The 22,743-nt window shown below is 68.0% G+C and carries 22 protein-coding genes and 2 pseudogenes; 12 read left to right on the top strand and 12 right to left on the bottom strand.

What is annotated here, in order from left to right; genetic code table 11:
* Positions 1–230 precede the first annotated feature (230 nt).
* Both P9K36_RS23665 and P9K36_RS23670 read right to left on the bottom strand, forming a co-directional pair.
* Positions 231–1,259 (bottom strand): IS110-like element ISMmg2 family transposase, encoded by a 1,029-nt coding sequence (locus P9K36_RS23665; protein ID WP_043758515.1) that lies wholly within the window; start codon positions 1,257–1,259, stop codon positions 231–233.
* 466 nt (positions 1,260–1,725) lie between these two features.
* Positions 1,726–3,132, bottom strand: a complete 1,407-nt coding sequence (locus tag P9K36_RS23670; protein ID WP_278306090.1) for a PLP-dependent aminotransferase family protein — start codon at positions 3,130–3,132, stop codon at positions 1,726–1,728.
* Between the two features lie 213 nt (positions 3,133–3,345).
* Here P9K36_RS23670 and P9K36_RS23675 point away from each other — a divergent pair, with 213 nt between their 5' ends.
* The 6 genes and pseudogenes from P9K36_RS23675 (at position 3,346) to P9K36_RS23700 (ending at position 7,889) form a co-directional block, all read left to right on the top strand.
* Positions 3,346–3,765: a RidA family protein gene (locus P9K36_RS23675; RefSeq protein WP_051044636.1), complete on the top strand. Its 420-nt coding sequence runs from the start codon at positions 3,346–3,348 to the stop codon at positions 3,763–3,765.
* A gap of 3 nt (positions 3,766–3,768) precedes the next feature.
* Positions 3,769–4,599 (top strand): transporter substrate-binding domain-containing protein, encoded by an 831-nt coding sequence (locus P9K36_RS23680; protein WP_278306091.1) that lies wholly within the window; start codon positions 3,769–3,771, stop codon positions 4,597–4,599.
* Positions 4,600–4,644: 45 nt separating this feature from the next.
* Complete coding sequence (locus tag P9K36_RS23685; RefSeq protein ID WP_043346416.1) at positions 4,645–5,298, top strand: amino acid ABC transporter permease; 654 nt, start codon at positions 4,645–4,647, stop codon at positions 5,296–5,298.
* The gene (locus P9K36_RS23690; protein WP_043759967.1) at positions 5,295–5,951 is read left to right on the top strand and encodes an amino acid ABC transporter permease; all 657 of its coding nucleotides are present in this window, start codon (positions 5,295–5,297) and stop codon (positions 5,949–5,951) included. Before P9K36_RS23685 ends, P9K36_RS23690 begins: the two co-directional genes overlap by 4 nt.
* Complete coding sequence (locus tag P9K36_RS23695; RefSeq protein ID WP_278306092.1) at positions 5,944–6,711, top strand: amino acid ABC transporter ATP-binding protein; 768 nt, start codon at positions 5,944–5,946, stop codon at positions 6,709–6,711. Before P9K36_RS23690 ends, P9K36_RS23695 begins: the two co-directional genes overlap by 8 nt.
* A 104-nt stretch (positions 6,712–6,815) precedes the next feature.
* A pseudogene (locus P9K36_RS23700) lies at positions 6,816–7,889 on the top strand (IS630 family transposase).
* 800 nt (positions 7,890–8,689) lie between these two features.
* Here P9K36_RS23700 and P9K36_RS23705 read toward each other — a convergent pair.
* From P9K36_RS23705 to rsgA, 6 genes and pseudogenes are all read right to left on the bottom strand, one after another.
* Positions 8,690–9,052: pseudogene (locus P9K36_RS23705) on the bottom strand (transposase); the annotation flags it as partial.
* Between the two features lie 411 nt (positions 9,053–9,463).
* Positions 9,464–10,621: an L-dopachrome tautomerase-related protein gene (locus P9K36_RS23710; RefSeq protein ID WP_043388145.1), complete on the bottom strand. Its 1,158-nt coding sequence runs from the start codon at positions 10,619–10,621 to the stop codon at positions 9,464–9,466.
* A gap of 39 nt (positions 10,622–10,660) precedes the next feature.
* Positions 10,661–10,933: a hypothetical protein gene (locus P9K36_RS23715; protein WP_043346403.1), complete on the bottom strand. Its 273-nt coding sequence runs from the start codon at positions 10,931–10,933 to the stop codon at positions 10,661–10,663.
* A complete protein-coding gene (locus tag P9K36_RS23720; RefSeq protein WP_043388146.1) occupies positions 10,930–11,430 on the bottom strand; it encodes a hypothetical protein in 501 nt (166 codons plus the stop codon). The genes P9K36_RS23715 and P9K36_RS23720 overlap by 4 nt, the downstream gene beginning before the upstream one ends.
* A gap of 437 nt (positions 11,431–11,867) precedes the next feature.
* Positions 11,868–12,839: an NAD(P)H-binding protein gene (locus P9K36_RS23725; protein WP_278307324.1), complete on the bottom strand. Its 972-nt coding sequence runs from the start codon at positions 12,837–12,839 to the stop codon at positions 11,868–11,870.
* Between the two features lie 248 nt (positions 12,840–13,087).
* Entirely contained in the window at positions 13,088–14,122 is a 1,035-nt protein-coding gene (gene rsgA / locus P9K36_RS23730; RefSeq protein ID WP_043388147.1) for a ribosome small subunit-dependent GTPase A, read from the bottom strand.
* 350 nt (positions 14,123–14,472) lie between these two features.
* Here rsgA and P9K36_RS23735 point away from each other — a divergent pair, with 350 nt between their 5' ends.
* From P9K36_RS23735 to P9K36_RS23750, 4 genes are all read left to right on the top strand, one after another.
* Entirely contained in the window at positions 14,473–14,760 is a 288-nt protein-coding gene (locus P9K36_RS23735; protein WP_043356833.1) for a co-chaperone GroES, read from the top strand.
* 98 nt (positions 14,761–14,858) lie between these two features.
* On the top strand, positions 14,859–16,502 hold the full coding sequence (groL, locus tag P9K36_RS23740; protein WP_091994949.1) for a chaperonin GroEL: 1,644 nt from the start codon (positions 14,859–14,861) through the stop codon (positions 16,500–16,502).
* A 295-nt stretch (positions 16,503–16,797) separates the two neighbouring features.
* Entirely contained in the window at positions 16,798–17,613 is an 816-nt protein-coding gene (locus tag P9K36_RS23745; RefSeq protein ID WP_043383973.1) for a transglutaminase family protein, read from the top strand.
* A gap of 292 nt (positions 17,614–17,905) precedes the next feature.
* On the top strand, positions 17,906–18,967 hold the full coding sequence (locus P9K36_RS23750; RefSeq protein WP_043383975.1) for a YihY/virulence factor BrkB family protein: 1,062 nt from the start codon (positions 17,906–17,908) through the stop codon (positions 18,965–18,967).
* A 101-nt stretch (positions 18,968–19,068) separates the two neighbouring features.
* Here the strand turns inward: P9K36_RS23750 and P9K36_RS23755 are convergent, their stop codons facing one another.
* Positions 19,069–19,347 (bottom strand): hypothetical protein, encoded by a 279-nt coding sequence (locus tag P9K36_RS23755; RefSeq protein WP_043356826.1) that lies wholly within the window; start codon positions 19,345–19,347, stop codon positions 19,069–19,071.
* 272 nt (positions 19,348–19,619) lie between these two features.
* Between P9K36_RS23755 and P9K36_RS23760 the strand changes: the two genes are divergently transcribed.
* Complete coding sequence (locus P9K36_RS23760) at positions 19,620–19,829, top strand: cold-shock protein (protein WP_043356824.1); 210 nt, start codon at positions 19,620–19,622, stop codon at positions 19,827–19,829.
* Positions 19,830–19,973: 144 nt separating this feature from the next.
* Here the strand turns inward: P9K36_RS23760 and P9K36_RS23765 are convergent, their stop codons facing one another.
* Positions 19,974–20,189 (bottom strand): hypothetical protein, encoded by a 216-nt coding sequence (locus P9K36_RS23765; RefSeq protein WP_244538926.1) that lies wholly within the window; start codon positions 20,187–20,189, stop codon positions 19,974–19,976.
* A 335-nt stretch (positions 20,190–20,524) separates the two neighbouring features.
* Here P9K36_RS23765 and P9K36_RS23770 point away from each other — a divergent pair, with 335 nt between their 5' ends.
* Positions 20,525–20,878, top strand: coding sequence for a hypothetical protein (locus P9K36_RS23770; protein WP_043383977.1), 354 nt, complete (start codon positions 20,525–20,527; stop codon positions 20,876–20,878).
* Here P9K36_RS23770 and P9K36_RS23775 read toward each other — a convergent pair.
* Positions 20,853–21,242 carry a TIGR02300 family protein gene (locus P9K36_RS23775; RefSeq protein ID WP_043356817.1) on the bottom strand — a complete coding sequence of 130 codons (390 nt, stop codon included), beginning with the start codon at positions 21,240–21,242 and terminating at the stop codon, positions 20,853–20,855. The genes P9K36_RS23770 and P9K36_RS23775 overlap by 26 nt on opposite strands.
* Before the next feature lie 446 nt (positions 21,243–21,688).
* Positions 21,689–22,630, bottom strand: coding sequence for a cobalamin B12-binding domain-containing protein (locus tag P9K36_RS23780; protein WP_278306094.1), 942 nt, complete (start codon positions 22,628–22,630; stop codon positions 21,689–21,691).
* Positions 22,631–22,743: the final 113 nt, after the last annotated feature.

Below are 22,743 nucleotides of genomic sequence, written 5' to 3' on the forward strand. Positions count from 1 at the left end.
GGCGAATTGAGCTTCTGACGGGTTGGTCGGGTGCAGTCTTGTGTCCGGCCTGTCGATGCAGTCGTTCATGTTGACCGCTGGCCCTGATGGGATCCGCGAGCTGGGTCCCACTCTGCTTTGCGGGCTATGACGCCCTGGACTAGCGGCGGGGTGTCCCGGCTCCCGGTCTGACCGGTTCGCCATCAACTCTCATCGTCCTCGCAACCTGGAAACGTCTCCTCTGCGTGCTGTCAGGCGGCCGTGGCCGCCGGTGCGCGGTAGGTGCCGCCGCGGGTCATGATCGCCCAGGCGACCCGCGCCGTGCGATTGGCCGCCGCAACGGTCACCACGCGCACCGGCTTACGCTGCAGCAGCGCCGGCAGCCGCGGGTCGACCGAGGTCGGTGTCGTCTTCGCACGCCGGATCAGAGAGGTCATGCCGACCACGAGCAGCCGGCGCAGGTAGCGGTCGCCCATGCGCGAGATCCGGCCCAGGCGCTCCTTGCCGCCACTGCAGTTCTGCAGCGGTGTCAGGCCCAACGAGGCCGCGAACTGCCGACCGGAGCGGAAGCGTTCGGGCTCGCTCACCGAGGCGGCCAACGCGGTTGCCGACACGATGCCGACACCCGGGATCGTCGCCAGGCGCTGCGACAGGTCGCTGTCCCGATGCCAGGCGAGCAACTCCTTCTCCAGTCGGGTGAGCTGGATCTGCACGGCACCGATCTGATCGGCCAGCCCGGTCACCACGCGCTGGGCGAGCGGCGGCACCTCGGCCGCGTCTCCGGCCGAGAGCCGGGCCGCCAGTTCGAGCGCGTGCCGCAGGCCCCGCGCCATCTCGATCCCGAACTCGGCGAGCAGGCCGCGGATCATGTTCACCAACTGCGTGCGTTGCTTGACCAGCAGGTCGCGCGTCCGGTGCAGCGCCAGCGCCGCCTGCTGCTCGGTCGACTTCACCGGCACGAAGCGCATGCTCGGGCGCGTGACCGCCTCACAGATTGCAGCGGCATCGTTCGCATCGGTCTTGCCGCGCTTCACATACGGCTTCACGTAAGCCGGCGGCATCAGCCGCACGTCGTGGCCCAGGCTCATGAGCTCCCGGGCCCAGTGATGCGCCGTGCCGCACGCCTCCATGCCGACCAGGCAGCGCGGCAGCTTGGCGAAGAACGGCACGACCTGCGCCCGCCTCAGAGCCTTGCGCACGACGACGTGCCCAGCTGCGTCGACGGCGTGGACCTGGAAGATGCTCTTGGCCAGATCGATGCCGACGGTGGTGATCTCCATGGGGATGGCTCCTGCATGAGCGTGGCTGCTGCTTCGGCAGCGACCACATCTTGGCACCGAGATGCCGTCAGTCGGAGCGGGAGCCATCCACCCCATCTGCTTTCCGGCGGCTGTCGCACGAGCCCGCGCGACCGGGCCGGGTCGGCAGGAGCTCGGCCGCTTTTCCGCCACCCCGTCTCCGAAGCAGACGAACCGCTATCGGCCAGGCTACGTCACGCCGGCCCGCAAATGCGCAGGACCGGACATTCGGCTTCGCGCCCAACCCGGACGGTCAAAACCGATGGACAACGCCTCCGAAGCGGACGTCGAGCCAGACAGATCTCACGTCAGGGCGGGCCGGAGCACCGCGTCGGCGGCGTGCTGGTTGGCGGAGATTCGCAGGAATTCGAAGGGCGCGCGATCGCTCCGGCGTGATGTCGACGCCCCGTGACGCGTCGTCAGGGGACCGAAGCGGTGGAGCCCCGTCTCACACCGCGCCCCTGAATCGAACCGTAGGCGGTGCACCCGCCTCAAGCAGGCCCGCCAATTTCTCCAGTGCCTCTCGAAGCGTTTCGCGATCGGGCGCTGCGTTGACGCAGACCCGGACGGTATCGCTTTGGTACAACGACGACACCTCGAACAAGCTGATCGGCGTAACCCCGACCCCGGCTTCCTCCGCGGCCTGCGTATAGGCTTCCGCCGACCAGCCGTTCCCCAACTTCAGACAGAAATAGTACGCGTTCGGTTGGGTGAGGATGGCTTGCCGAGGCAGGAGACCAGCCACGAGCGCCTGCCGCGCTTGCGTTTCCGCACGCATCGCGGCGACGACTTGATCGATCCGCCGCGACTCCAGAAGGCGCGTCGCCCATTCCGCGTTGAATGGCGATGCCATCAGCGTGGTCGCACGCAGCGCGATACCGAAAGCAGAGACCAGCTGCCGGGGCACCCGCAGGAAGCCGATACGCAATCCCGGGCCCGCAAGCTTCGACAAGCTTGAGATGTGCACGACCCGGTCCGGCGCTGACGCAGCCAGCGGTCTCAGGATGGGGTCGGGCAGGAAGCCGTAGACATCATCCTCGACGATCAGGACGTCGTGGCGTGCACAGACTTCGGCCACCTCCCGCCGCCGTTCGTCCGACATCGTGGCGGTGGTCGGGTTGTGCAGCGTCGGCGTGCAGACGAGGACTTTCGCTCGGGTCCGGCGGCAGACCACGTCGAGGTATTCGGGCACGATGCCTTCGCGATCCATGCGGACCCCAACCAGCGAGCGACCCAGCATGCCGGCCGCGGATTTCAGGCCGTAGAAGCTCAGCTCCTCGGCCAGGACGGCATCGCCCGGATGCGTCAGCGCCATCAGGGAGAGCAGCAGGCCGTGCTGGCCGCCGCAGGTCACCAGCACCTCGTCGGCCCGGGCTTCAATCCCGAAGCGACCGAGCCATCGTGCTGCAATGGTCCGATGCCTGAGAAGACCGACGTCGACTTGGCTCGCGAGCAGGCCCCCGAGATCGACGGCGCCGTCGAGTTCGGGGCGGATCAGCGCCAGCGCAGGGTGATGCATCGCATGCGCCGGGAAGTTGTGGGACAGGTCGACGAAGGTCTGGCGTGGGACCGGCTCCCGAAGGGATGGCGGTCCGTCCGGATCCTGCACTGGGTTGAGGAAGGTGCCGCGGCCGACCTCGCCTCTGACAAGGCCCAGCCGCTGCATCTCGGCATAGGCCCGGCTGACCGTCCCGATGTTGAGCGACAGCCATGCGGCCAAGTCGCGCTGCGGCGGCAGCCGATCGCCCGGTCGCAAGACGCCGGCCCGCAGCGCGATCTCGACCGCGCCGACGATGGCCGAATAGCGAGCCCCGGCCGTCCGCTCGACGGCATCGATCCATCCGGGTCGACTCATACCTGCACCGATTGTCCTACACATTGTCTCGGTCGGACCGCAGCCACGACCGAAATTCAAGCGCGATGCCGCTCATATCCGCGCGCCAGGTCCGACAATGTCGCCTAACTTGATCATGACAATACGGTCCCGACCCTGGGTCCGGGACATCACGCGGGGCAAGCCTGCGGAACGGAGATCGCGGTGCCGAAGCCAGAATCAGACCCGTCGGCCATGCTCTTCCACATGGTCTCCGACGGGCCGCAGCCGGTCGCTCCCTTCAGTCACGCGGTCGAGGTCGACGGCTTCGTCTTCGTCACGGGGCAGATGCCAGACACGCCGTCCAACCCCGGCCTCCTGCCGGACGGCATCGAGGCGCAGACCCGCAACGTCATGGCCAACCTCACAACGATCCTGGCCGGGCTCGGCCTGGGATTGGAGCACGTGGTCGTCGCGCGGGCCTTCCTGACGGAGTTCAAGCGCGACTACGCGGCGTTCAACGCGACGTACAAATCCTTCTTCCCACACGACCGCCTGCCGGCGCGAACCTGCGTAGGCACGACGGGGCTCGCCTACGATGCCTTGGTCGAGATCGACCTGATCGCCCGTCGGGGCGCCGCGCCATCCCTTTCGTCGAGCGAGCAAAAGGACTGAGCCATGGCTTCCGTTCGGGACAAGATCCTCGCCATCGCCGCCGCGGCGGCGCTGAGCTTGAGCGTCGGGGCGTCCCAATCCTCTGCGGCGAGCCTCGACGACATCAAGGCCAAGGGGTCCATGGTCGTCGCGACCGAGGACAGCTACAAGCCGTTCGAGTACGTCGAGAACGGTAAGCCGATGGGCCTCGACCACGACCTCCTCGCGCTGCTGCGCAAGGAGGCGCCGTTCAAGATCGACCAGCAGATCATACCCTGGACGGGGCTTCTGGCCGGGGTCGCGACCGGGAAATACGACGTGGCCCTGACGGCGGCCGTCATCACCCCCGATCGGATCCAGAGCCTGAGCTTCACGATGCCGATCGCCGAAGCGACGCAATACTACGTCGTCCGCGCGGCCGAGACCCGGATCAAGGGTGTCCCCGACTTGGCCGGCAAGACGGTCGGCGTGCAGTCCGGCGGCGCGTCCTACGCGGCCCTGGCCGATCTCGAACCCACGCTGGCGAAGACAGGCGGAAAGCTCGGCAAGGTGGTGCAGTACACGTCGCTGCCGGAGGCATATCAGGACCTCGCCAATGGCCGGCTCGACTACGTGATCAATGGCGTCGTCAACCTCGTCAGCCTGACGAAGGACCAGCCGAAGCGCTTCAGGATGGGCGAGGCGGTCGGCGCGCCGACCTATGCGGCCTGGGCCGTCGCCAAGGGGAACGACGGCCTCCTGGCCTACCTCGACCAGTTCATGGCGAAGGTGCGCGCGAGCGGAGAGCTCTACGCTCTGCAGGAGAAGTGGCTCGGCCGGGCCTTCAAGGACATGCCGTCCGCACCGACCAAGTAGCCTGGGAGCGCGGGGCGACAGACCCGGACGCGGAGAGTGACGGCCATGACGTGGCCAGCGATACGCACCATTCTCGACGGCGCGGTGGTTACCGCCGCGCTGGCAGCGGTCAGCATACTGCTGAGCCTGCCCCTGGGCCTCCTCCTCGCGCTCCTGCGTGAAGGCCGCATCCCCGGGGTCCCGGCTCTTCTCGCCGCTTTCGTCAGCCTCGTCCGGGCGACGCCGTTCGTAACGCTCGTCCTGTTCGTCTACTTCGTCCTGCCGGCGGCCGGATTGGAGCTCGAACCGGTTCCGGCCGCCATCGTCGCGCTCACGCTGAATACGGCGGCGTTCAGCAGCGAGATCTGGCGCTCGGCACTCGTGACGTTTCCCCGGGATCAACGTGAGGCGGCTGCCGCCTTCGGCATGTCGGAGCGAGCCACCTTCATCCGCATCGTCTTCCCGCAAATCTGGCGGGCCAATCTCGGGCCCCTGGTCAGCGAGGTCACGATCCTCCTGAAGTGCACCCCAGCCGTGGCCGTTATCGGGGTGGTCGAGATCACCCGCGCAGCCGGCCGGATCGGCGCAGAGACCTACGAGCCGCTGCCTCCCTTCCTCGTCGCGACGCTCATCTACACCGCGCTGATCGCGACGCTCGTGCGCGGCCAGCGCGTCGTCGAGCGCAGGATCGCCCGGCGCTTCGGATTGGCGCGCCCGTGAACGGACTTCTGGTCGTCTGGGAGAGCCGGGACGTCTTCCTCTGGGGGGCGGCCAACACCCTGTCGCTCGTACTGGGGTGCCTCCTGCTCAGTATCCCGATCGGCATCCTCGGCGCCGTCGTGCTCACGGAGGCGCCGGATCCGCTGCGCCGCCTGTTCGCCGAGGCCGTCGATCTCCTGCGGTGCGTGCCGTTCCTGCTGCTCGCCTACGTCGTCTACTACGGCCTGCCGGAGCTCGGCCTCAGACTCGATCCCTGGTGGGCCGGACTGATGTCGCTCACGGTCTACACGACGGCCTACCTCGCGGAGATCTTTCGGGCGGCCTTCCGCGCCGTCGCTCCGGACAACATCGAGGCGGCGCACGCCTTCGGCCTGTCCCGCAGCCTGATCTACCGGCGCATCATCCTGCCCCAGGTCGCCATAACCGCTGCCCCGGTGATCGGGAACCAAGTGATCACGACCATCCGGGACAGCGCGCTCCTCATGATCATCACGGTGCAGGAACTGACCTTCGCGGCGAATTTCGTCAGTGCGAACCATTTCACGCCCTTCGAGCCGTTCGCCGCCGCGGTCGGTCTCTACCTGCTCATGTCGTTCGTGATCGAGGCGGGCGTGCGCCGCATGGAGCGGGTGAGGAAGCTACGCTATGGCTGAGACTGACGCCGCGATCTCGGTCCGGGGTTTGTGCAAGGATTTCGATGGGTTCGAAGTCCTGCGTGACATCGACCTCGACCTCGCGCCCGGCACGACGACCTGCATCCTGGGGCCGAGCGGCTCGGGCAAGTCGACCTTTCTACGCTGCCTCAACTGGCTTGAGGAGCCGAGCGCGGGCTCCGTTCACATCGACGGCAAGCCCATCGGGCGGAGCGGGAATGGCAGGGCCACGAGGCCGATGGCACGGCGCGAGCTGGCGTCCACGCGAACCAGCATCGCCATGGTGTTCCAGCACTTCGCCCTCTGGCCGCATCTGACCGTGCTCGGCAACGTGACCGAGGCGCCGGTCCACGTCCTCGGCCGTCCCAAGCGAGAGGCCGAGGAGGAGGGCCGCGCGATCCTGGCCCGTGTCGGCCTCACCGAGAAGGCCGACGTCTACCCGCACACGCTGTCCGGCGGTCAAAAGCAGCGCGTCGCGATCAGTCGCGCGCTCGCCATGAGGCCCAAGGTCATCCTCTTCGATGAGCCCACCAGCGCCCTCGACCCCGAGATGGTCGGAGAGGTGCTGAGCGTCATCCGCGAGCTTGCGCGGGAGGGGCTGACCATGGTGATCGTAACCCATGAGATGAGCTTCGCGCGCGAAATCGCCGACACAATCGTCTTCATGGACGGGGGCCGCATCCGAGAGATTGCGGCGCCAACGGATTTCTTCACCAATCCTCAGTCCGAGCGGGCCCGACGGTTCATCTTCCGACATTGACGGTCACCATGAGTTCTCGCAGTACGATGTCATCTTGAGCGAGCGCTCGTGCAGCGACGCGGACGCAGGATTCACGAGTGGGATCAGCTGGACGCGCCTGGGCAATGGCTCAGACCGTCTGCGCGCTTCCCACGGCAACCGACACGGCCTGGCTCTCTGCGATCGCTGAGGATCGATCTCGCCCGCTCGAGCACGTCCGGCGCGCCCGCATCGTTCTGCTCTCGGCCGAGCGCCTGAGCGTCCAGGACGTCGCCCGGCGGGCGTCGAAGGTCTGCTGCGCGACAAGACGCGCCCGACCGGGGCACCACCCCATTCGACAGAGACGGTCGCCGGGGTGCCGGCGCTGACCTGCGGGGAGCCGCCGGGCGAGGTCACCCGCTGGACCGGCCGTGCCGTAGCCCGTGCTGTGGGGATCTCGTTACGCGCCGTGCAGCGGATCCGGAAAGCTCACCGCCTCCGGCCGCACCGGCTGCGCGCTTTCAAGCGTTCGCGCGATCCGGCCCTCGCCGCCCAGGTCGAAGACGTGGTTGGCCACGACACAAGACCCACCCGCCCACGCGGTGGTGCTGTCCATCGACGATCCTTCGACCGGCTCAGGATGAGGAGAACCGGATCCAGGCGCTGGAGCGCACCCGCCCCGACCGTCCGCTCGCCCCCGGCCATCCCGCCGCCCGAACCACGACTATGCCCGTCACGGCACCACGACGCTGTTTGCAGCCCTCGACGTCCTGGCGGGCACGGTGCTCGGCCGCGGCATGCAGCGCCACCGGAACCGTGAGTTCATCCGGTCCCTCGACGCCGTCGAGGCCGCCGTCCCGTCCGACAAGGCGATCCAGGCGATCCTCGACAACGTCACCACGCACAAACACCCGAAGGGGCGCTCCAGGCTCGCCCGCCACCGGCGCTGGACGTTCCACGTCACGCCGACATCGGCCTCGTGGCTCGACGCGGCCGAGGGCTTCTTCCCGGCGCTGATCCGTCGTCGGTTGCGACGCGGCTCCTTCACCAGCGTCGTCGACCTGCAGGCGGCGATCAAACGCGACATCACCGAGCACACTCGGCGCGCCAAACCCTTCGTCTGGACCAATTCCGCCACCGACATCCTCGCCGCAGTCAGCCGATCCCCTGAACCATCGGTCTGGGTCAGCGCGCCAGAGGCTGCGGTGGGCCCTATCTGAACAGCGGCAGCTCTGCGCCGAGCACGCAGAGGCCGACCAAAAACAAGGAGCCACCCGCGGCTTCTAGAATGACGCGCAGACGGTCGCTGATGAGAGACGCCGCGGCTGAAGCCGTTCCAGCCACGAAGCAAGCCAGACTGATCAACGTCACCGCAGCGCCTCCACGTCGGCCTGGAACGCCTACGCTACGGCGTGGGGGAGCAGGAAGTTTCAGCGAGGGTTCGCCAAGCCAGCGACGACGCAGCCGAGCTTGGGGGGTTAGCGTTTCGCGCCCCCTTGGCATCCACGCCCGCCCTTGTCGCTGAGGGGCGAACGGTAGGCGGACGTGGACGGCCAGCCTGAAGCCGGCGGCGGCGGCCTAATGTCTGATTCGAGACATTTCAATCCAAACCGGCTCTTCCCGATGAACGCCGCTCGCACATCCAGTGCAGGCGGCGGGAGGGATCTCGGTGGCCTCAGGAAATCCAGCCGAGCACCGTCACCAGGTGGTCGGCCTGGGCTCGAGTCAGGCCAGAGGCGACGGCGGATCCATTCCGGCAGACCGCAAAGGTCCCGTCAGCGGACGCACGAATTTTGATGGAGGCCATGGAGCTAAACCCGCGATCATGTCGCGGCCGATGTCGAAGGCTCAGGACGAACCGCGTGAGATGTGATCTCGGTTCCCCTTTGGCAAAATGCGGCGGACCGCCTCAGGTCTGTGGCTGAAACCCCAGCACGTCCCGCTCGCGCATCCGATGCGAGTTGATCGGCTTCGTCCGTCAATGCGGTGGACTTGCGGGATGGAATGGGCGCGGCCATCGTCAGGCGGCTCGCGGTGGAAGGGTGATGGTGTCGTCGGTCAGCGTCGGGGTGAGGGCCGCCAACGGATTCGTCGAATGTAGCTCCGTCCGATGCCGGATCGGGAAGCTGAGGCGAGCCAGAACATCGTCGCCCGTGCCTTCGATGAGGTCCTCCAGTTTCGGCCAGCGATTACGGAGTTGCTCGGCCGGATGCTGGAGAGCGGTGCGCGCCGCGTCCTGATCGGGCTGCTGGAAGGCGTTCACGCGCTCTTCGATGTCCTTGCAGAGCTTCGACACCGACGACTTCGAGATGCCCGACAGACCCATGGCCCGCACGAGATCGTCCACCCGGCGCGTCGAGACGCCGGCGATGCACGCCGCTTGGCTTGGCCGAAAGCCGCCGGCCCGCTTCGACGTCGGGACACCGCAAAAGGCGGACGGGATCCTGCAGATCCGACGCCAGCATGACGCGATCAAGAGTGCTTTCTCGCGCGCCGATCATCCACCGCCGCAACGCGGATCCATGGAGCCGAACGGGCGGATCCCGGAACCGTCCCCGCCGCCGCAGCTTCCGGCCCTGGAGCTTGGCGGCAGCGCCCCCGCGCTCAAGGTCGTGGGGAGGCTCTGGCACGGGGTCATGCCGGGCAGCTTTTCGGTTCGCCGATCTCGCCCCCTCGAGAAGGCTCCCCGGCGCGGCGAGGCGCGGCGAGGTCCGTCATCACGGCAGCCGGGCGTCGGATCTGTCGCCGGAGAACGTCCACGCGATCCGGCGCAGGCCTCAGCCGCGACGCGGTCTCAGGGGCGGGTCAGGAGGACGGGCCCGCTGTCGATCCGGATGCGCAGCACCGCGTAGGGCTTCCGGCGAAGGTCGCGGCCTTCGTGGAAGCCCGCTTGCCGGTGCAACTGGTTGGCGGTGAAGTACAGGTAACCGTCGCGCCCGATCGACAGCGTATCGGGCCAGCTGATGGCCGGATCGGTGACCACGGTGGACCACTTGCCCTGGTCGAGCACGCGGATGGCGTTGTGCTCGTAATCGCCGGCGAAGACCCGGCCGCGATCGTCTTCGGCGATCCCGTCCGAGGCGCCCTTGGCGCCCATGTCGCGGATCTGGCCGGCGAGATCAGCCTCGCTCACCCGGGGATCGCGCAAGGCGGCGGTCGGCACGGCATAGAGCGTCCGGCCGGAGAGCGGGCCGTAATAGAGCAGCGACCCGTCCGCCGAGAGCGCGATGGCATCGCTGGCGACGCGGACCGGCTTCGCCGGCCCGTTGGCGGGGCGGTTCATCAGCGGCTCGCCATCGACGACGGGGGTGAAGTCGGGCTCCGGCGCGGTGCTCGCATGGCCGGAGAGGCGGCGGAATGCCTTTCCGGTGGCGAGGTCCACCACGATGATCCCGCCAATGCCGGCGTTGGAACTGTCGGTGATGTAGGCGACGCCGGCCTCGCCCTGGCGCAGGTCGAAGCGGACGTCGTTGAGATAGGTCGTCGGCAAAACGACGCTGTCGGGCAGGACGATGGTACGGACGATCGTGTTCGTGGCGAGGTCGATCGCCACCAGCTTGGCACCGCCCGGCTGCGGCGGGCGGAAGCCGGGCGCGGCCGTATCCAGCACCCAGAGCCGGTTCGCGCCGTCGGCGACGACGCTCTGCACGGAGATGAAATGCGCGGCCGGGGCGGCCGGATCGGGCTGGTTCGTCGCGAGATCGGGATAGGGCACCGTCGTCCCGTTCACCACCTCCCCCACGGTGAAGGGCGCGTTGTCGCCCCATTGCGGGAAATTCACGAACATCCGCCCGTTGGGCGCGACAGTGATGCCCGTCGGCATGGCGCCGTCGAATTGTGCGACCTGCTCGATGGCAGGCGCCGGCGCGGCGGAGGGCTCGGCCGCGCGCGTCGCGTCGTTCGCAAGCGCGATGGACAATGCCGCCGCCAGGGTGGCGGTGAGACTCTTCATGATGTCCTCTCCCCCCCGACGCCGCGTCGAGGCCTGTCGTTAGGCGCAGCAGGTAAGACGTCGGCACCGGTCGGCAATGGCGGGACTGAACGGCTCCAGCACCGGCGCGAGCCGCCCTGCGGCGAGATCCGCGGAGACGTAGGACCGGCCGAACCGTGCGAGGCCGGCGCCGCCGAGCGCCATCAGGCGCACCACGTCGCCGGACAGGCCCTTGTGCTCGGCGAGATCGACGCGCATCCGCGGATGTGCCGCGAGAGATCGCGGCCGAACCGGCAGGATGACCTGGGTGCCGAACGGGACCGAGGCGTTCACCCGGAGCCGGGCGCTCGGCTCGGCTGTCCCTCGGCCCCTGACGACTTGCAGGCGTCCGCGCGCTGGTCGCGCAGGCTGCGCAGGCCGGCGAGGCTGATCTCCTCCGTGATGGCCTCGTGCCATCTGTCGAGCAGGCGGATGCTGAAGCGTCGGCCGTTCAGGATGCTCTTGAGCACATCGCCATTCAGCGAAATCACCCCGATTTCCTGCATCTGCGCCGTGGGAAACATTGCGTTCGACACCGGCCCGTCGTCGATCCGATACTGATAGTTGAGGATGGAATTCTTCGGCAGACCCGTCACCTCGAGCCGGTCGCCGACGATCTGGATACGCGATCGGGTCTTCGGCGCCAGGATGCAGCCAGCGTCCCCGCTCGACGGGTGACCGGCCTTCCTGAGCACCCAGTCGCCCTCGCTGGCGACCGTCTGTCCCGCATCCTCGGCGGCGCCCAGGGGGGAGGCCAGGCAGGCCGCGACGGCGAAGAGTGCAACCCTCATGAACGACATCCTCGTCTCACACGTCGGTCCGGTCCTGGACCCAACATCGTTCTCCAAGCCGGGCTGTCGATCTGAGACACATTCGCCCGGTCACCCCGGCAGGCGATGGCTGGCAGATCCGCCCCAAGACCGGTCGGCAACGTGGTCCGCGACCGCCCACGCCCCGTTGCAGCAGCAGCCCCGGGAGACCTGTGGTCAGGCGCGCGAGGACGCGCCGGACGTGCCTGTTCGCGCCACCCCCGGCTCGGGAGCAGGCCGGCCGCAATCCACCCGACCAAGGCTCTCAGGCGATCACCGGCGCCCGCCGGTTCCGGCCGACGATGGTCAGGCTGCCTCGACGTGGGTGAAGCGGAGAAGCTGACGCCGGTCGGCGCGTCGGCTTCCGCCCCGCTTGGGCGGCCCTGCGGCCCGCTTGCGGGCGTCCAGACGGCGCGCCGTCAGAACACGGCGTGGTCGCCGCGCTCGGCAACGGCCTCGCCTCGGATCACGCGCGCATAATAGTCGAAGAGAGTTTCAGAGCCGGTCGACGGTGTGGCGCGCGCATCATATTGCCCCGTCACCGGATCCAGAACGAGCATGGATTCCGTCGCGTAGTAGCGCCCGATGCGCGCGAGTTCGGCCTTGGCTGCCAAGGTCGGAACCAGCCGTCCGAGCATGGCCAGAGTGACTATGATGACGTCCAGAAGGGCCACGGGCACATGCGTGAATCGCGCTTCGCGCCCGAGCAAGGCGAAGAGCTGCTCGCCCTGCGCCTTCGGGGTCACGGCTTCGCCCGGGCCGCCGATCGGCAGCACGCGATTGCGCCGGTCCGGGTCGTCGAGGCACTCGGCAATGTAGGTGCCCAAGTCGTCGTCGCTGATCGGTTTGCAGGCCGTCAGCGTGCCGTCGCCGAAAATCAGGAACGACTTCCCGCGTTTCAAACGATCGATTTGCCCCGACAGTGATTTGAAGAAGGCCGTTGGTCGTACGATCGTGTAATCGAGGCCCGACCCGGCCAGAACGCCCTCGAACGCGCGCTTGGCGTGCTGGAACGCCAGGACCGGCTTCTGGACGCAGATCGCCGAGAGAAGGATGACGTGGGTCACGCCGGCCGCCTTCCCGGCATGCAACGCACTCACATGCGCGCGATAATCGATCGCCCAGGCGTCGTCGGGCAAGCCCGTGCGCGAGGCGAGACACGAGACCAGGACGTCGAACGGCTCGCCGCGGAAACCCGCCTCGGCGAGGGACGATGGATCGGTCACATCCACCACCCTTGCGGTCGCGCCCGGAGGCAGTCGGGAGCAAGCGGGCGGCCCTGACGGGTCGTCGATGTCGGCGCGACGCCTGACGAAGCAGACCACGTCATGGCCCCGTGACACCAGCGCGCGCACCGTCGCGCGCCCGATCGTCCCGGTGCCACCGAGCACGGCGACGCGTCGCGGGCGCAACGCGTCCGATTGGTCTCCGGTCACGCTCACCTTATCCAGCCACTCAGGGTTCCGGCATGTCCGGTCGTTGTGACGAGACCGTATCGATCCACCCGAACAGGAGGCCGCCTTCGCAGCCTGGATTGCCACGGGTGTGGGCGAAGGGTCAGCGCGTCATGCCGGCGTCATAGCACGGAGCGCGCCGCCGGCGCCCGCTCTCGCGGCAGCGGGACAGTCAGGGCCGCAGCCTACCTGCGAGGACGTCGGTGGCTGCGTGGACCAGCCGGTGTCGGTGTATTGGTCCGGTTCTCGTCGAACAGCTTGCGCCAACGGATCAGCCGCTCAGGTGCGAGGCTGCCGTCCGCGACGGCAGCCTGCACGGCGCACCCGGGTTCGCTTGTGTGGGTGCAGTCGCGGTATCGGCACAGGGGCGCGCGTTCGATGATCTCGGCGAACAGCGTTTCGATCCCTTCCGCGGCGCCGCTGACGTGCAGCGTGCGCATCCCCGGCGTGTCGATGACCCAGCCGCCGTCGGCGATGGCATGCAGCGAACGCGACGTGGTCGTATGGCGTCCCTTGGCATCGTGCTCGCGAATGCCGCCGGTCAGCTGGGCCTGGGCCTGACCGGGACCGACCAGCGTGTTCACCAGCGTCGATTTGCCGACGCCGGAGGAGCCGACCAGCGCCACGGTCTGCCCCAGCCCACACCACGGAGCGAGGGCGTCTGCAGCCGCGGAGAGACGGGGGTTGAGGGTTACGACGTCGAGCCCGCGCTGCAACTCGGACGCTTGGCGCTGGTAGGTTCCCAGATCGGCTGTCGTGTCGGCCTTGGTGAGGAGGATCACCGGAATTGTGCCGCCTTGATTGGCCAGAGCCAGATAGCGCTCCAGTCGCGCCGGATTGAAATCGGCGTTGCAGGAGGTGACGATGAACAGCGTGTCGACATTGGCCGCCGCGGCCTGAAGGGTCCGGCTGCCTTCGGTGCGGCGCTCCATGACCGTCCTGCGGCTGAGACGGCGATGCACGGTCTGGGTTCGCGGATCGACGAGAACCCAATCGCCTACGGTGAAGTCGCTCGTGCTGGTGTGGATCGCGAGCGTCAGTTCGACGGATCCGGCCTCCGACAGGGCGGTCAAGCGAGACCGGTGAAGCGTCGCGATCCGCATCGGGGCGAGATCGGCCTCGTGGGGTTCACGCTGGACTTCGAAGAAGTCGGACCAGCCCAAGCTTGCAAGCGACAGGGGCTGGAAGGAAGGGGGATGATCGATCACCGCCCTGCCCATGACATGGCATCCTGCGCCTGGCCAGCCCTCCACCGCCAGGCGCACGTCGATGCCCGGCCGAGTGCAAGGACCGTCGGCCTGCGCCGTCTCCCTGCGCCGCCTCCCTTGGCCATACCCACGGGAGGCGGACGGTCGTGTCGCCGCGCGGGTCAATCGGGAGCGGCCGCGAAGGCGCGCGCCCCAATGCCCGGATGAGCCAGTCTCCGGCCCACTCATAAGATTAGCACTTCCACTCGGTGAGTGCTAACAATGCGTCGATCGGGCGGCGATGACAGTCTCGCCGTAGCCTTTCCCGCGACAGCGCCAATCATGTCGGTTGGATCTCGCTTGGGAACGATCAGGATACCACGATGAAATTCCGTCCGCTGCACGACCGCGTGGTCCTCCGTCGCATCGAAGGCGAGGAGAAGACCAAGGGCGGCATCATCATTCCCGATACGGTCAAGGAGAAGCCGCAGGAGGGCGAGGTCGTCGCCGCAGGACCGGGCGTGCGCGACGAGGCGGGCAAGATCAACCCGCTCGAGGTGAAGGCCGGCGACCGCGTCCTGTTCGGCAAGTGGTCCGGCACCGAGGTCAAGATCGACGGTCAGGACCTCCTGATCATGAAGGAATCCGACATCCTGGGCATCGTCGCCTAGCGCGGATCAGGCCGCTCAGAGCCTCACGACGATCTGCCCTTCGAGGCGCCCGCTGTGGCGCGCCTCAGGGCCAAACGACAGATGACGAGTGCTCCACCATGTCCGCCAAAGACGTTCGCTTTTCGGTCGATGCCCGCGAGAAGATGCTGCGCGGTGTCGAATTGCTCGCCAGTGCGGTGAAGGTGACGCTAGGCCCGAAGGGCCGCAACGTCGTGATCGAGAAGAGCTTCGGCGCCCCGCGCATCACCAAGGACGGCGTCACCGTCGCCAAGGAGATCGAGCTCGTCGACAAGTTCGAGAACATGGGCGCCCAGATGGTGCGCGAAGTGGCCTCGAAGTCGAGCGACACCGCCGGTGACGGCACGACGACCGCGACCGTTCTCGCGGCCTCCATCGTCCGGGAGGGCGTGAAGTACGTCGCCGCCGGCATGAACCCGATGGACCTGAAGCGCGGCATCGATCTGGCCGTGGCCGCGGTCGTGAAGGATATCGGCGCGCGCTCCCGCAAGGTCGCCTCGTCCGAGGAGATCGCCCAGGTCGGCACGATCTCCGCCAACGGCGACAAGGAGATCGGCGAGATGATCGCCCACGCCATGCAGAAGGTGGGCAACGAGGGCGTCATCACCGTCGAGGAGGCCAAGACCGCCGAGACCGAACTCGACGTCGTCGAAGGCATGCAGTTCGACCGCGGCTACCTGTCCCCGTACTTCATCACGAATGCGGAGAAGATGGTCGCCGAGCTCGAGGATCCCTACATCCTCATCCACGAGAAGAAGCTCTCCTCGCTCCAGGCCATGCTGCCGGTGCTCGAGGCCGTGGTCCAGACCGGCAAGCCGCTCCTGATCATCGCCGAGGACATCGAGGGCGAGGCGCTCGCCACCCTGGTGGTGAACAAGCTGCGCGGCGGCCTGAAGGTCGCGGCCGTGAAGGCGCCGGGCTTCGGTGACCGCCGCAAGGCGATGCTCGAGGACATCGCGATCCTGACCAAGGGCCAGATGATCGCCGAGGACCTCGGCATCAAGCTCGAGAACGTGACGCTCCCGATGCTCGGCCGCGCCAAGCGCGTGCGGATCGAGAAGGAGACCACCACGATCATCGACGGCGCCGGCGAGAAGGCCGACATCGAGGGCCGGATCAGCCAGATCAAGGCGCAGATCGAGGAGACCACCTCGGACTACGACCGCGAGAAGCTCCAGGAGCGTCTGGCCAAGCTCGCGGGCGGCGTCGCGGTGATCCGCGTCGGCGGTTCGACCGAGGTCGAGGTCAAGGAGAAGAAGGACCGCGTCGACGACGCGCTGCACGCCACCCGCGCGGCGGTCGAGGAAGGCATCGTCCCCGGCGGCGGCACCGCGCTCCTGCGCGCCAAGGCCGCCGTCCAGGGGCTCGCGAACGACAACCCCGACGTCCAGGCCGGCATCAAGATCGTCCTCAAGGCTCTCGAGGCCCCGATCCGTCAGATCGCCCAGAACTCGGGCGTCGAGGGCTCGATCGTGGTCGGTAAGATCCTGGCCAACAGCTCGGAGACCTACGGCTTCAACGCCCAGACCGAAGAGTATGTCGACATGCTCAAGGCCGGCATCGTCGACCCGGCCAAGGTGGTGCGCGCGGCCATTCAGGGCGCGGCCTCGGTCGCCGGCCTGCTGGTGACCACCGAGGCGATGATCTCCGAGGCGCCGCGCAAGGAGGCTCCGGCCATGCCCGCCGGCGGCGGCATGGGCGGCATGGGCGGCATGGATTTCTAACCGGCCGAAACAGGTCCGAAGCGCCCTCCGGCACGCCGACAGGCGGATCGCCGGAGGGCGCTTCGGCGCAACACGAGGGGGTGGATCGACCGGCTGGACCGACCTTCTCTCGCTATCGACCGCTGCCGCCTCCGCCGGGCTGAAACCGGCAAGCTTGTGCCGTTCGCTCCGGGCGCCTCATCCTCGTGACGGATGCGTTGGCTCGCAGGGCGATCGCGCCGACGAGGGCCCTGCGAAATTCGTCCTGTCGGCATGACCCGCGCCGATCTCGCGGTTGCCATCGAGGAGAGAGCACATGCGCATTCTTGTCGGCTGCGAGATGACTTACGAGTTTCCGCAGCCCACGCCCGTCATCGCGACGCTCAACGTCCACGCATCGCGCTTCCCTGACCTCGAACGGCCCGATTACCTGATCACGAGCCCGGCCGTTCCCCTGGAGGGCTATCGCGACAGCTTCGGGAATTGGTGCACCCGTATGGTCGCTCCGGCGGGGCGCTTCATGCTCAAGACCGACACGGTCGTGCGGGACCACGGCAGCGGGGATCTGCAGGAACTCGACGCTCCGGAGATCCCGGTCGAGAAGCTGCCTTCGGACAGCGTGCTGTTTCTCCTCGGCAGCCGGTACTGCGAGACGGATCGCCTCTCCGCCATCGCGTGGGATCTGTTCGGACATGTCCCGCCCGGCTGGGGACGGGTGCAGGCGATCTGCGACTATGTGCATGATCGGATCGCCTTCGGGTATGAGCACGCGCGTGCAACCCGCACGGCCTTCGATGTCTTCGAGGAGCAGCGGGGCGTCTGCCGCGACTATGCGCATTTGGCGATCGCGTTCTGCCGCTGCCTCAACATCCCGACGCGCTACTGCAACGGCTATGTCAGCGACATCGGCCTGCCGCTGCCGCATGCGCCCGGTGATTTCGCCGCCTGGATGGAAGTGTATCTCGGTGGCCGTTGGCATACCTTCGACCCTCGCAACAACAGCTCCCGGATCGGCCGGATCCTGATCGCCTATGGGCGCGACGCCGCGGACGTGCCGTTGACGCTCACCTTCGGGCCCAACGATCTCACCGGGTTTCGCGTGACGACGGAAGAAGCGCCCGGCCCAGCCTGAACCGGCGCCGTATCGAAGCCGAGCACAGTCGATTCAGCCGATCGACCGCAGGATGGTGGCGCTGCGGCGTCGCGCAGCCGTCGATCTGACAAGGCAGGAACGGGCGGGCGACCCGGCTTCCCGGCCGGCGCGCTCCGTGTCCGTTGCGGGACCTCGGGCGGGCCTCGACGCATGGCGATGATGGGCCTGACGCCGAAGGTCTGCTTCAATGCGGCGCAACGGCCGACGCGATTGGCGGCCGGCCGGAACGACGTAGAGTGCGCCCGGGTCAAGGCGCTGCGCAGGATCCCTCGTGAGCCCGGACCAGAACCACGACGAGGGCGAGGACGAGGGCGAGGATTGGCGCTCCGTCAGCACGCGCCGGCCTGACACGGGAAGCCTCAGCCGCGCCCGGAGCCGCGCGCGCGAACCCGGTCGCGGGCGAACCGCGGATGATCCGGCCCAGATCCCGGCCCTGGGGTGGAAGGACGTCCTCTGGAGGATCCTGTACTCCTTCCCGCGCGACCGCATCTTCACCACGGCCGGGGGCGTCGCCTTCTTCACCCTTCTGTCGACCTTCCCGGCTTTGGCGACCATCGTGTCGGTCTACAGCCTGTTCTCCGACCCGCACGTCATCAGCGAGCACCTGAGCCTCCTCTCGGGCGTCCTGCCGAGCGGCGTCCTCGCCCTCCTGTCCGACCAGCTCATACGCGTCGCCCAGCAGAGCGCCGGCGCGCTCAGCACGGCCTCGCTGGTGAGCGTGTTGATCGCCTTCTGGAGTGCGAACTCGGGCGTGAGCGCCCTCTTCGATGCGCTCAATGTGATCTACAGGGAGCGGGAGAAGCGTTCGCTGGTGCGCTTCTATGCCACCACCTTCCTGTTCACGTTGAGCGGCATCGTGTTCGCCCTGACGGCCACCGGATTGGTCGTCATCCTGCCGCTCGCGCTCGACCAGCTCGGCCTGGGTGTGCTGACCGACGTCACGCTGCGCCTCGTGCGCTGGCCGGGGCTGCTGATCCTCGTCAGCATCGGCCTGGCCGTGACGTATCGGTACGGACCCAGCCGGCGCGAGGCCAAGTGGCGGTGGGTGAGTTGGGGCGGCGTCGCCGCGGCCATCACCTGGGTTTGTGCCTCGGTCTCGTTCTCCTGGTACGTGGCCAGCTTCGACAGCTACAACAGGATCTACGGTTCGCTCGGCGCAGGCGTCGGGTTCATGACGTGGATCTGGTTCTCGGTCGTGATCGTGCTTCTGGGGGCCAAGTTGAACGCCGAGATCGAACGCCAGACGGCGCGCGACAGCACGCGGGGGCAGCCGAAGCCGCTCGGCTCGCGCGAGGCCCATGCGGCCGACACCATCGGACCGACCGAGGGCTGAATGGGGTGCCGGCACGGTCAAGAGGACCGGCCTGAATCTCGGGCCTGTCGCAGGCGTCGGGATCTCACGCCCGGCTGAGCGTCACGCGCGAAAAGCCGCGCTCACGGATCCGGCGACGGCTCGTCCTCAATCAGCGCGATCGAGGTGGCGATCGGACCGTCCAGGGGTCCCACATGGGCTATGAAGCGGGCCCGCGACCAGAGTTCGACGCGGTCTCCGTCGCTCAGGCAGAGGGCACGTTCCGTCGCGTCTGCGTCGCTGGCGGCCTCGATCGGGATGGTCGACCTGACGCTCCCATCCGGCGCGAACCGGTAGGCCCGGTACGGCGAGAGCGCACAGGACGAATGGCGCCTGGCCGGGAAGCTTACGACGTCTGCCATTCGCGCCTGCCCGCTCTCGTTGTGAACACCAGCCCCAAGCTGCTGGCGCTCGAGGCACGCGATCCGTCGACCGGCATCCTGCGCCTCCCTGAGCCGCAATGATAGCCCAGATGATGGGCGGCCGGAGCGAACCCGGAAAACGCCGTCACGGTTCGTGCGGTCGTCGGTTCAACGCCGTCTGATCGGTGCCGCGCATGGAACGGTCGGCTGATCCGGCCGGTTCGAAGCTCACGGCGTGCCGCGTTGGCGCGCCGACGACCAGGGTTAACGCTATGGCTACCGGCACAGTGAAGTGGTTCAACGAGACCAAGGGCTATGGCTTCATCCAGCCCGACGACGGCGGCAAGGACGTGTTCGTCCACATCTCGGCGGTCGAGCGCGCCGGGATGCGCAACCTGATCGAGGGGCAGAAGATCTCCTACGACGTCGAAGCCGACCGGCGCAGTGGCAAGGAGAGCGCCGCCAACCTGAAGGGCGCCTGAGCCGTCCTTCGTGGGGATCACAGCCGGCGCGCGCCGTTCGGCATCGGCTGACCAGATCCGCCTAACATCAGCATCGCGGGCCGAATCGGGTATCGGCTTGCGGTGCTGAAGCGACGACCTGGGCGGGACCGCTCGCCACCGATGTCACCGCGCCGGGACCGCCCCGCCCCGGCTCACCAGGGTGGCCTCCCGGTCGGAGGCCTTCCACACCGGCAGCGACCCCTCGCGAACGAACATGGCGAAGGCCTCCGCCACCGCTCCTCGGTCGAAGGCTTGCGCCCCGTCCACCGCGCGACCGACGATGCAGGCCGCGTCGGGAGCCTCTGCGACCGGTGGCCGGCTCTCCAACGAGAACAGCACGCCCGACCGATCCGGCCTCAGGTCATCCGGCAGGGCTCCGATCTTGCGCCACAGGCAATCCCAGCGGGCGCAGGCCTCAGGGCGCTCGGGATAGATCCCGCACGCCGTGCCGGTGTTGTGGCGGCACAGGATCCCCGCGGGCTTGTCGAGGGCCTTGATCTCCAGGGCTCGACAGCAGACCGTGCAGGAGCCGCAGGATCGGCCTTGTGCGAGAGCCGCGGTGTTCCGTGGGGTGCCCCCCCGGCGACCGCCTTGCCCTTGGGGCTCCTTGATGATCAGGGTGTCCTCGCTGTCACGTCGTTGCGGCCTGTCGCGCGCGGTATGGGACGTCGCCGATGTCGGACGATGCCACGCTCTGGGATCTCGTAACCGCCGAGCGCATCGCCATCGAGGACGTCGGTGCCGCCATCGACGTCTACCTCGCGGAACCGACGACGCAGAATCATCCGATCGGGCCGGACCATAGTCTCGATCTGGCTGCGGCCGTCGCGGCGCACGCCTTCGCGTCCGCGACCGTGGTCGATCCTGACAGCGACGAGCCGTCCCGTCGCATGGCGGTGCGATCGGCCCTGCTCATGGGCCGCCCGACGGCCCGATCGATCGGCCGCCGAGACCCTGCGAGGGATCAGCGTTCGGCGGATCGGGCGATCCGCTTGAGCGCGGCTACTGATCGTCCTCGTCGTCGTTGACCTCGATCAGGTCGCTGGTGTCCTCGTCGTCCTCGTCGACCACGAGGGTGTCATCCTCGACCGTGTCGCCGTCGTCCTCGATATCGAGCGTGTCATCGCTCTCGGTATCGGTGTCCTTGTCGGCTTCCTCGGCCTCGGCCTCATCCAGTGACACGAGTTCCGGCCCGTCCGTCTCCTCCTCATCGTCGACCGGCGTCTCCTTGCGCGCCACCACGGGTGCGGCCGCTCGGGCGGAGGACGGCGACACGGAGGTGGGGACGACCTCGCCAGAGTAGGGCGAGATCACGGGGGTCTTGTTGAGGTCGTAGAACTTCTTGCCCGTCACCGGGCAAATGCGCTTCGTACCAAGGTCCGGACGTGCCACTGCGACTCTCCAAAAGGACGTTCCACGCTGGACGGGCAGCGCACTCTCCGGCTCGTCTATCATAGATGGCGGCGGATCACCCTGCCCAACGCGAGTCTGGATCGGATCCGGGCAGCGGCTTGCCCGCCCGCAGACGTCCCGCTGCCGGTGACGGCCTGGCTGACCCCGCGAGGGGGCAGACACGCGCCCGCCCGACCGACCGCTTGAACGTCGGCTCTCGGACGCCGCCATTCCCAGGCCGCCCGGCAACGTCGCCCCGGGGTAGTCAGCGGCCCCTGGCCCTTCGCCAGACGGCACAGGGACCGTCTTCGGGCCGCCCCAGTCGGCCGCTTCGCGCCCGTCCCCTGAGAGCGATTCCGAGGCTCGATCGGCCGGATGCCGGGGGGCAGGCTGACCCCTCAGAGCCGCAGGGAGGCTGATGGGGCCTTGCTTCTCCTGCGCCGGTGTCAGGCCCCGCACTCGGTCGCAACCGCGTCTGCTCCAGACGTCCCGGCCTCGTCGGCCGCAAGATCGAGCAGTCGTTGCGCGAGTAGCACGGCCGTCGCCGCGTCCACCGCGGATGCGTCCGCTCCGACCCGTTGGACGAGGTCCGGCTGCTGCAGAAACATCGGTCCTCCGACCATCACGCAGATGGCTCGGTTGCTCGACGCATCGCGCACGGAGCGGATCGCCGTGGCGAGCTGGTCGACGCGCGTCTCGCTGCTGAGCGTCAGACCGACGACGCCGAACCATTCGGACGCCACCAGAGCGGCGATCTCCTCTGGACTGGAGGAGAGGCCGATCGACACGGCCCAGCCTGCCCGACGCAGGAATTGCTCGACGATCCGCACGCCGAACGTGTGCTGTTCACCTGGAGCGCCCATCAGGAGCAGACGACGCCGATCATCGCGCGAGGCGGTCCCCGGCGCGGCTCGGAAACGCGCGACGAGCCGTTGGAGACGGGCCACGCCCGTGGTGACCTCGACGAAGTCGCACAGATCCTCGTCCCACATCCGGCCCAAGAGAGCCGCGGAGGGGGCCAGGAGATCGAGGAACAGGCGATCGACAGGGTGGCCGGCCGCCACCAGGGCCGAGAAAGCCTCGATGACGGCCCCATCGTCCGTCGCGAGCGTGAGATCGGTGAAGGCCGCGATCTGTCCCGCGTCTGGTTTGAAGGCGGGTATGGCTCCCTCGGTCGCCAAACCGCGATGGCGCAGAACCAGTTGCGGGATGATCTCGGTCTGGACGACCTGCCCCAGGGCCAGGCAGCGCTCGCGTGCGGCCTCGGCGGCACGCTTGCGCGCATAGAGCCGACGAGCCTCGGTCGCACGTTCGGTATCGTGCGGGAGACCGTCGCCCCCCAGATGGTCGGACGAACCGAAATTCTGCATCGTCCCCCCCGGCGCCACAGCGTCGGCGGCCTTGCTGGCCTATCGATCGCTGCGCAGCATGAGAACTGTTGTCAGCGCGGATGTAAAGGCTAAGTCAAATTTCCTGGGATAAGACAACGCGGCCCGGCTTG

The sequence above is a fragment of the Methylobacterium sp. 391_Methyba4 genome (assembly GCF_029691625.1).
Classification (GTDB): Bacteria; Pseudomonadota; Alphaproteobacteria; order Rhizobiales; family Beijerinckiaceae; genus Methylobacterium; species Methylobacterium fujisawaense.

Excerpts from the sequence above, each read along its gene's own strand:
- P9K36_RS23665 (WP_043758515.1), bottom strand. The coding sequence starts at position 1,259 with ATGGAGATCACCACCGTCGGCATCGATCTGGCCAAGAGCATCTTCCAG.
- P9K36_RS23670 (WP_278306090.1), bottom strand. The coding sequence starts at position 3,132 with ATGAGTCGACCCGGATGGATCGATGCCGTCGAGCGGACGGCCGGGGCT.
- P9K36_RS23675 (WP_051044636.1), top strand. The coding sequence starts at position 3,346 with ATGCTCTTCCACATGGTCTCCGACGGGCCGCAGCCGGTCGCTCCCTTC.
- P9K36_RS23680 (WP_278306091.1), top strand. The coding sequence starts at position 3,769 with ATGGCTTCCGTTCGGGACAAGATCCTCGCCATCGCCGCCGCGGCGGCG.
- P9K36_RS23685 (WP_043346416.1), top strand. The coding sequence starts at position 4,645 with ATGACGTGGCCAGCGATACGCACCATTCTCGACGGCGCGGTGGTTACC.
- P9K36_RS23695 (WP_278306092.1), top strand. The coding sequence starts at position 5,944 with ATGGCTGAGACTGACGCCGCGATCTCGGTCCGGGGTTTGTGCAAGGAT.
- P9K36_RS23710 (WP_043388145.1), bottom strand. The coding sequence starts at position 10,621 with ATGAAGAGTCTCACCGCCACCCTGGCGGCGGCATTGTCCATCGCGCTT.
- P9K36_RS23720 (WP_043388146.1), bottom strand. The coding sequence starts at position 11,430 with ATGAGGGTTGCACTCTTCGCCGTCGCGGCCTGCCTGGCCTCCCCCCTG.
- rsgA (WP_043388147.1), bottom strand. The coding sequence starts at position 14,122 with ATGGGCAGGGCGGTGATCGATCATCCCCCTTCCTTCCAGCCCCTGTCG.
- P9K36_RS23735 (WP_043356833.1), top strand. The coding sequence starts at position 14,473 with ATGAAATTCCGTCCGCTGCACGACCGCGTGGTCCTCCGTCGCATCGAA.
- groL (WP_091994949.1), top strand. The coding sequence starts at position 14,859 with ATGTCCGCCAAAGACGTTCGCTTTTCGGTCGATGCCCGCGAGAAGATG.
- P9K36_RS23745 (WP_043383973.1), top strand. The coding sequence starts at position 16,798 with ATGCGCATTCTTGTCGGCTGCGAGATGACTTACGAGTTTCCGCAGCCC.
- P9K36_RS23755 (WP_043356826.1), bottom strand. The coding sequence starts at position 19,347 with ATGGCAGACGTCGTAAGCTTCCCGGCCAGGCGCCATTCGTCCTGTGCG.
- P9K36_RS23760 (WP_043356824.1), top strand. The coding sequence starts at position 19,620 with ATGGCTACCGGCACAGTGAAGTGGTTCAACGAGACCAAGGGCTATGGC.
- P9K36_RS23770 (WP_043383977.1), top strand. The coding sequence starts at position 20,525 with ATGTCGGACGATGCCACGCTCTGGGATCTCGTAACCGCCGAGCGCATC.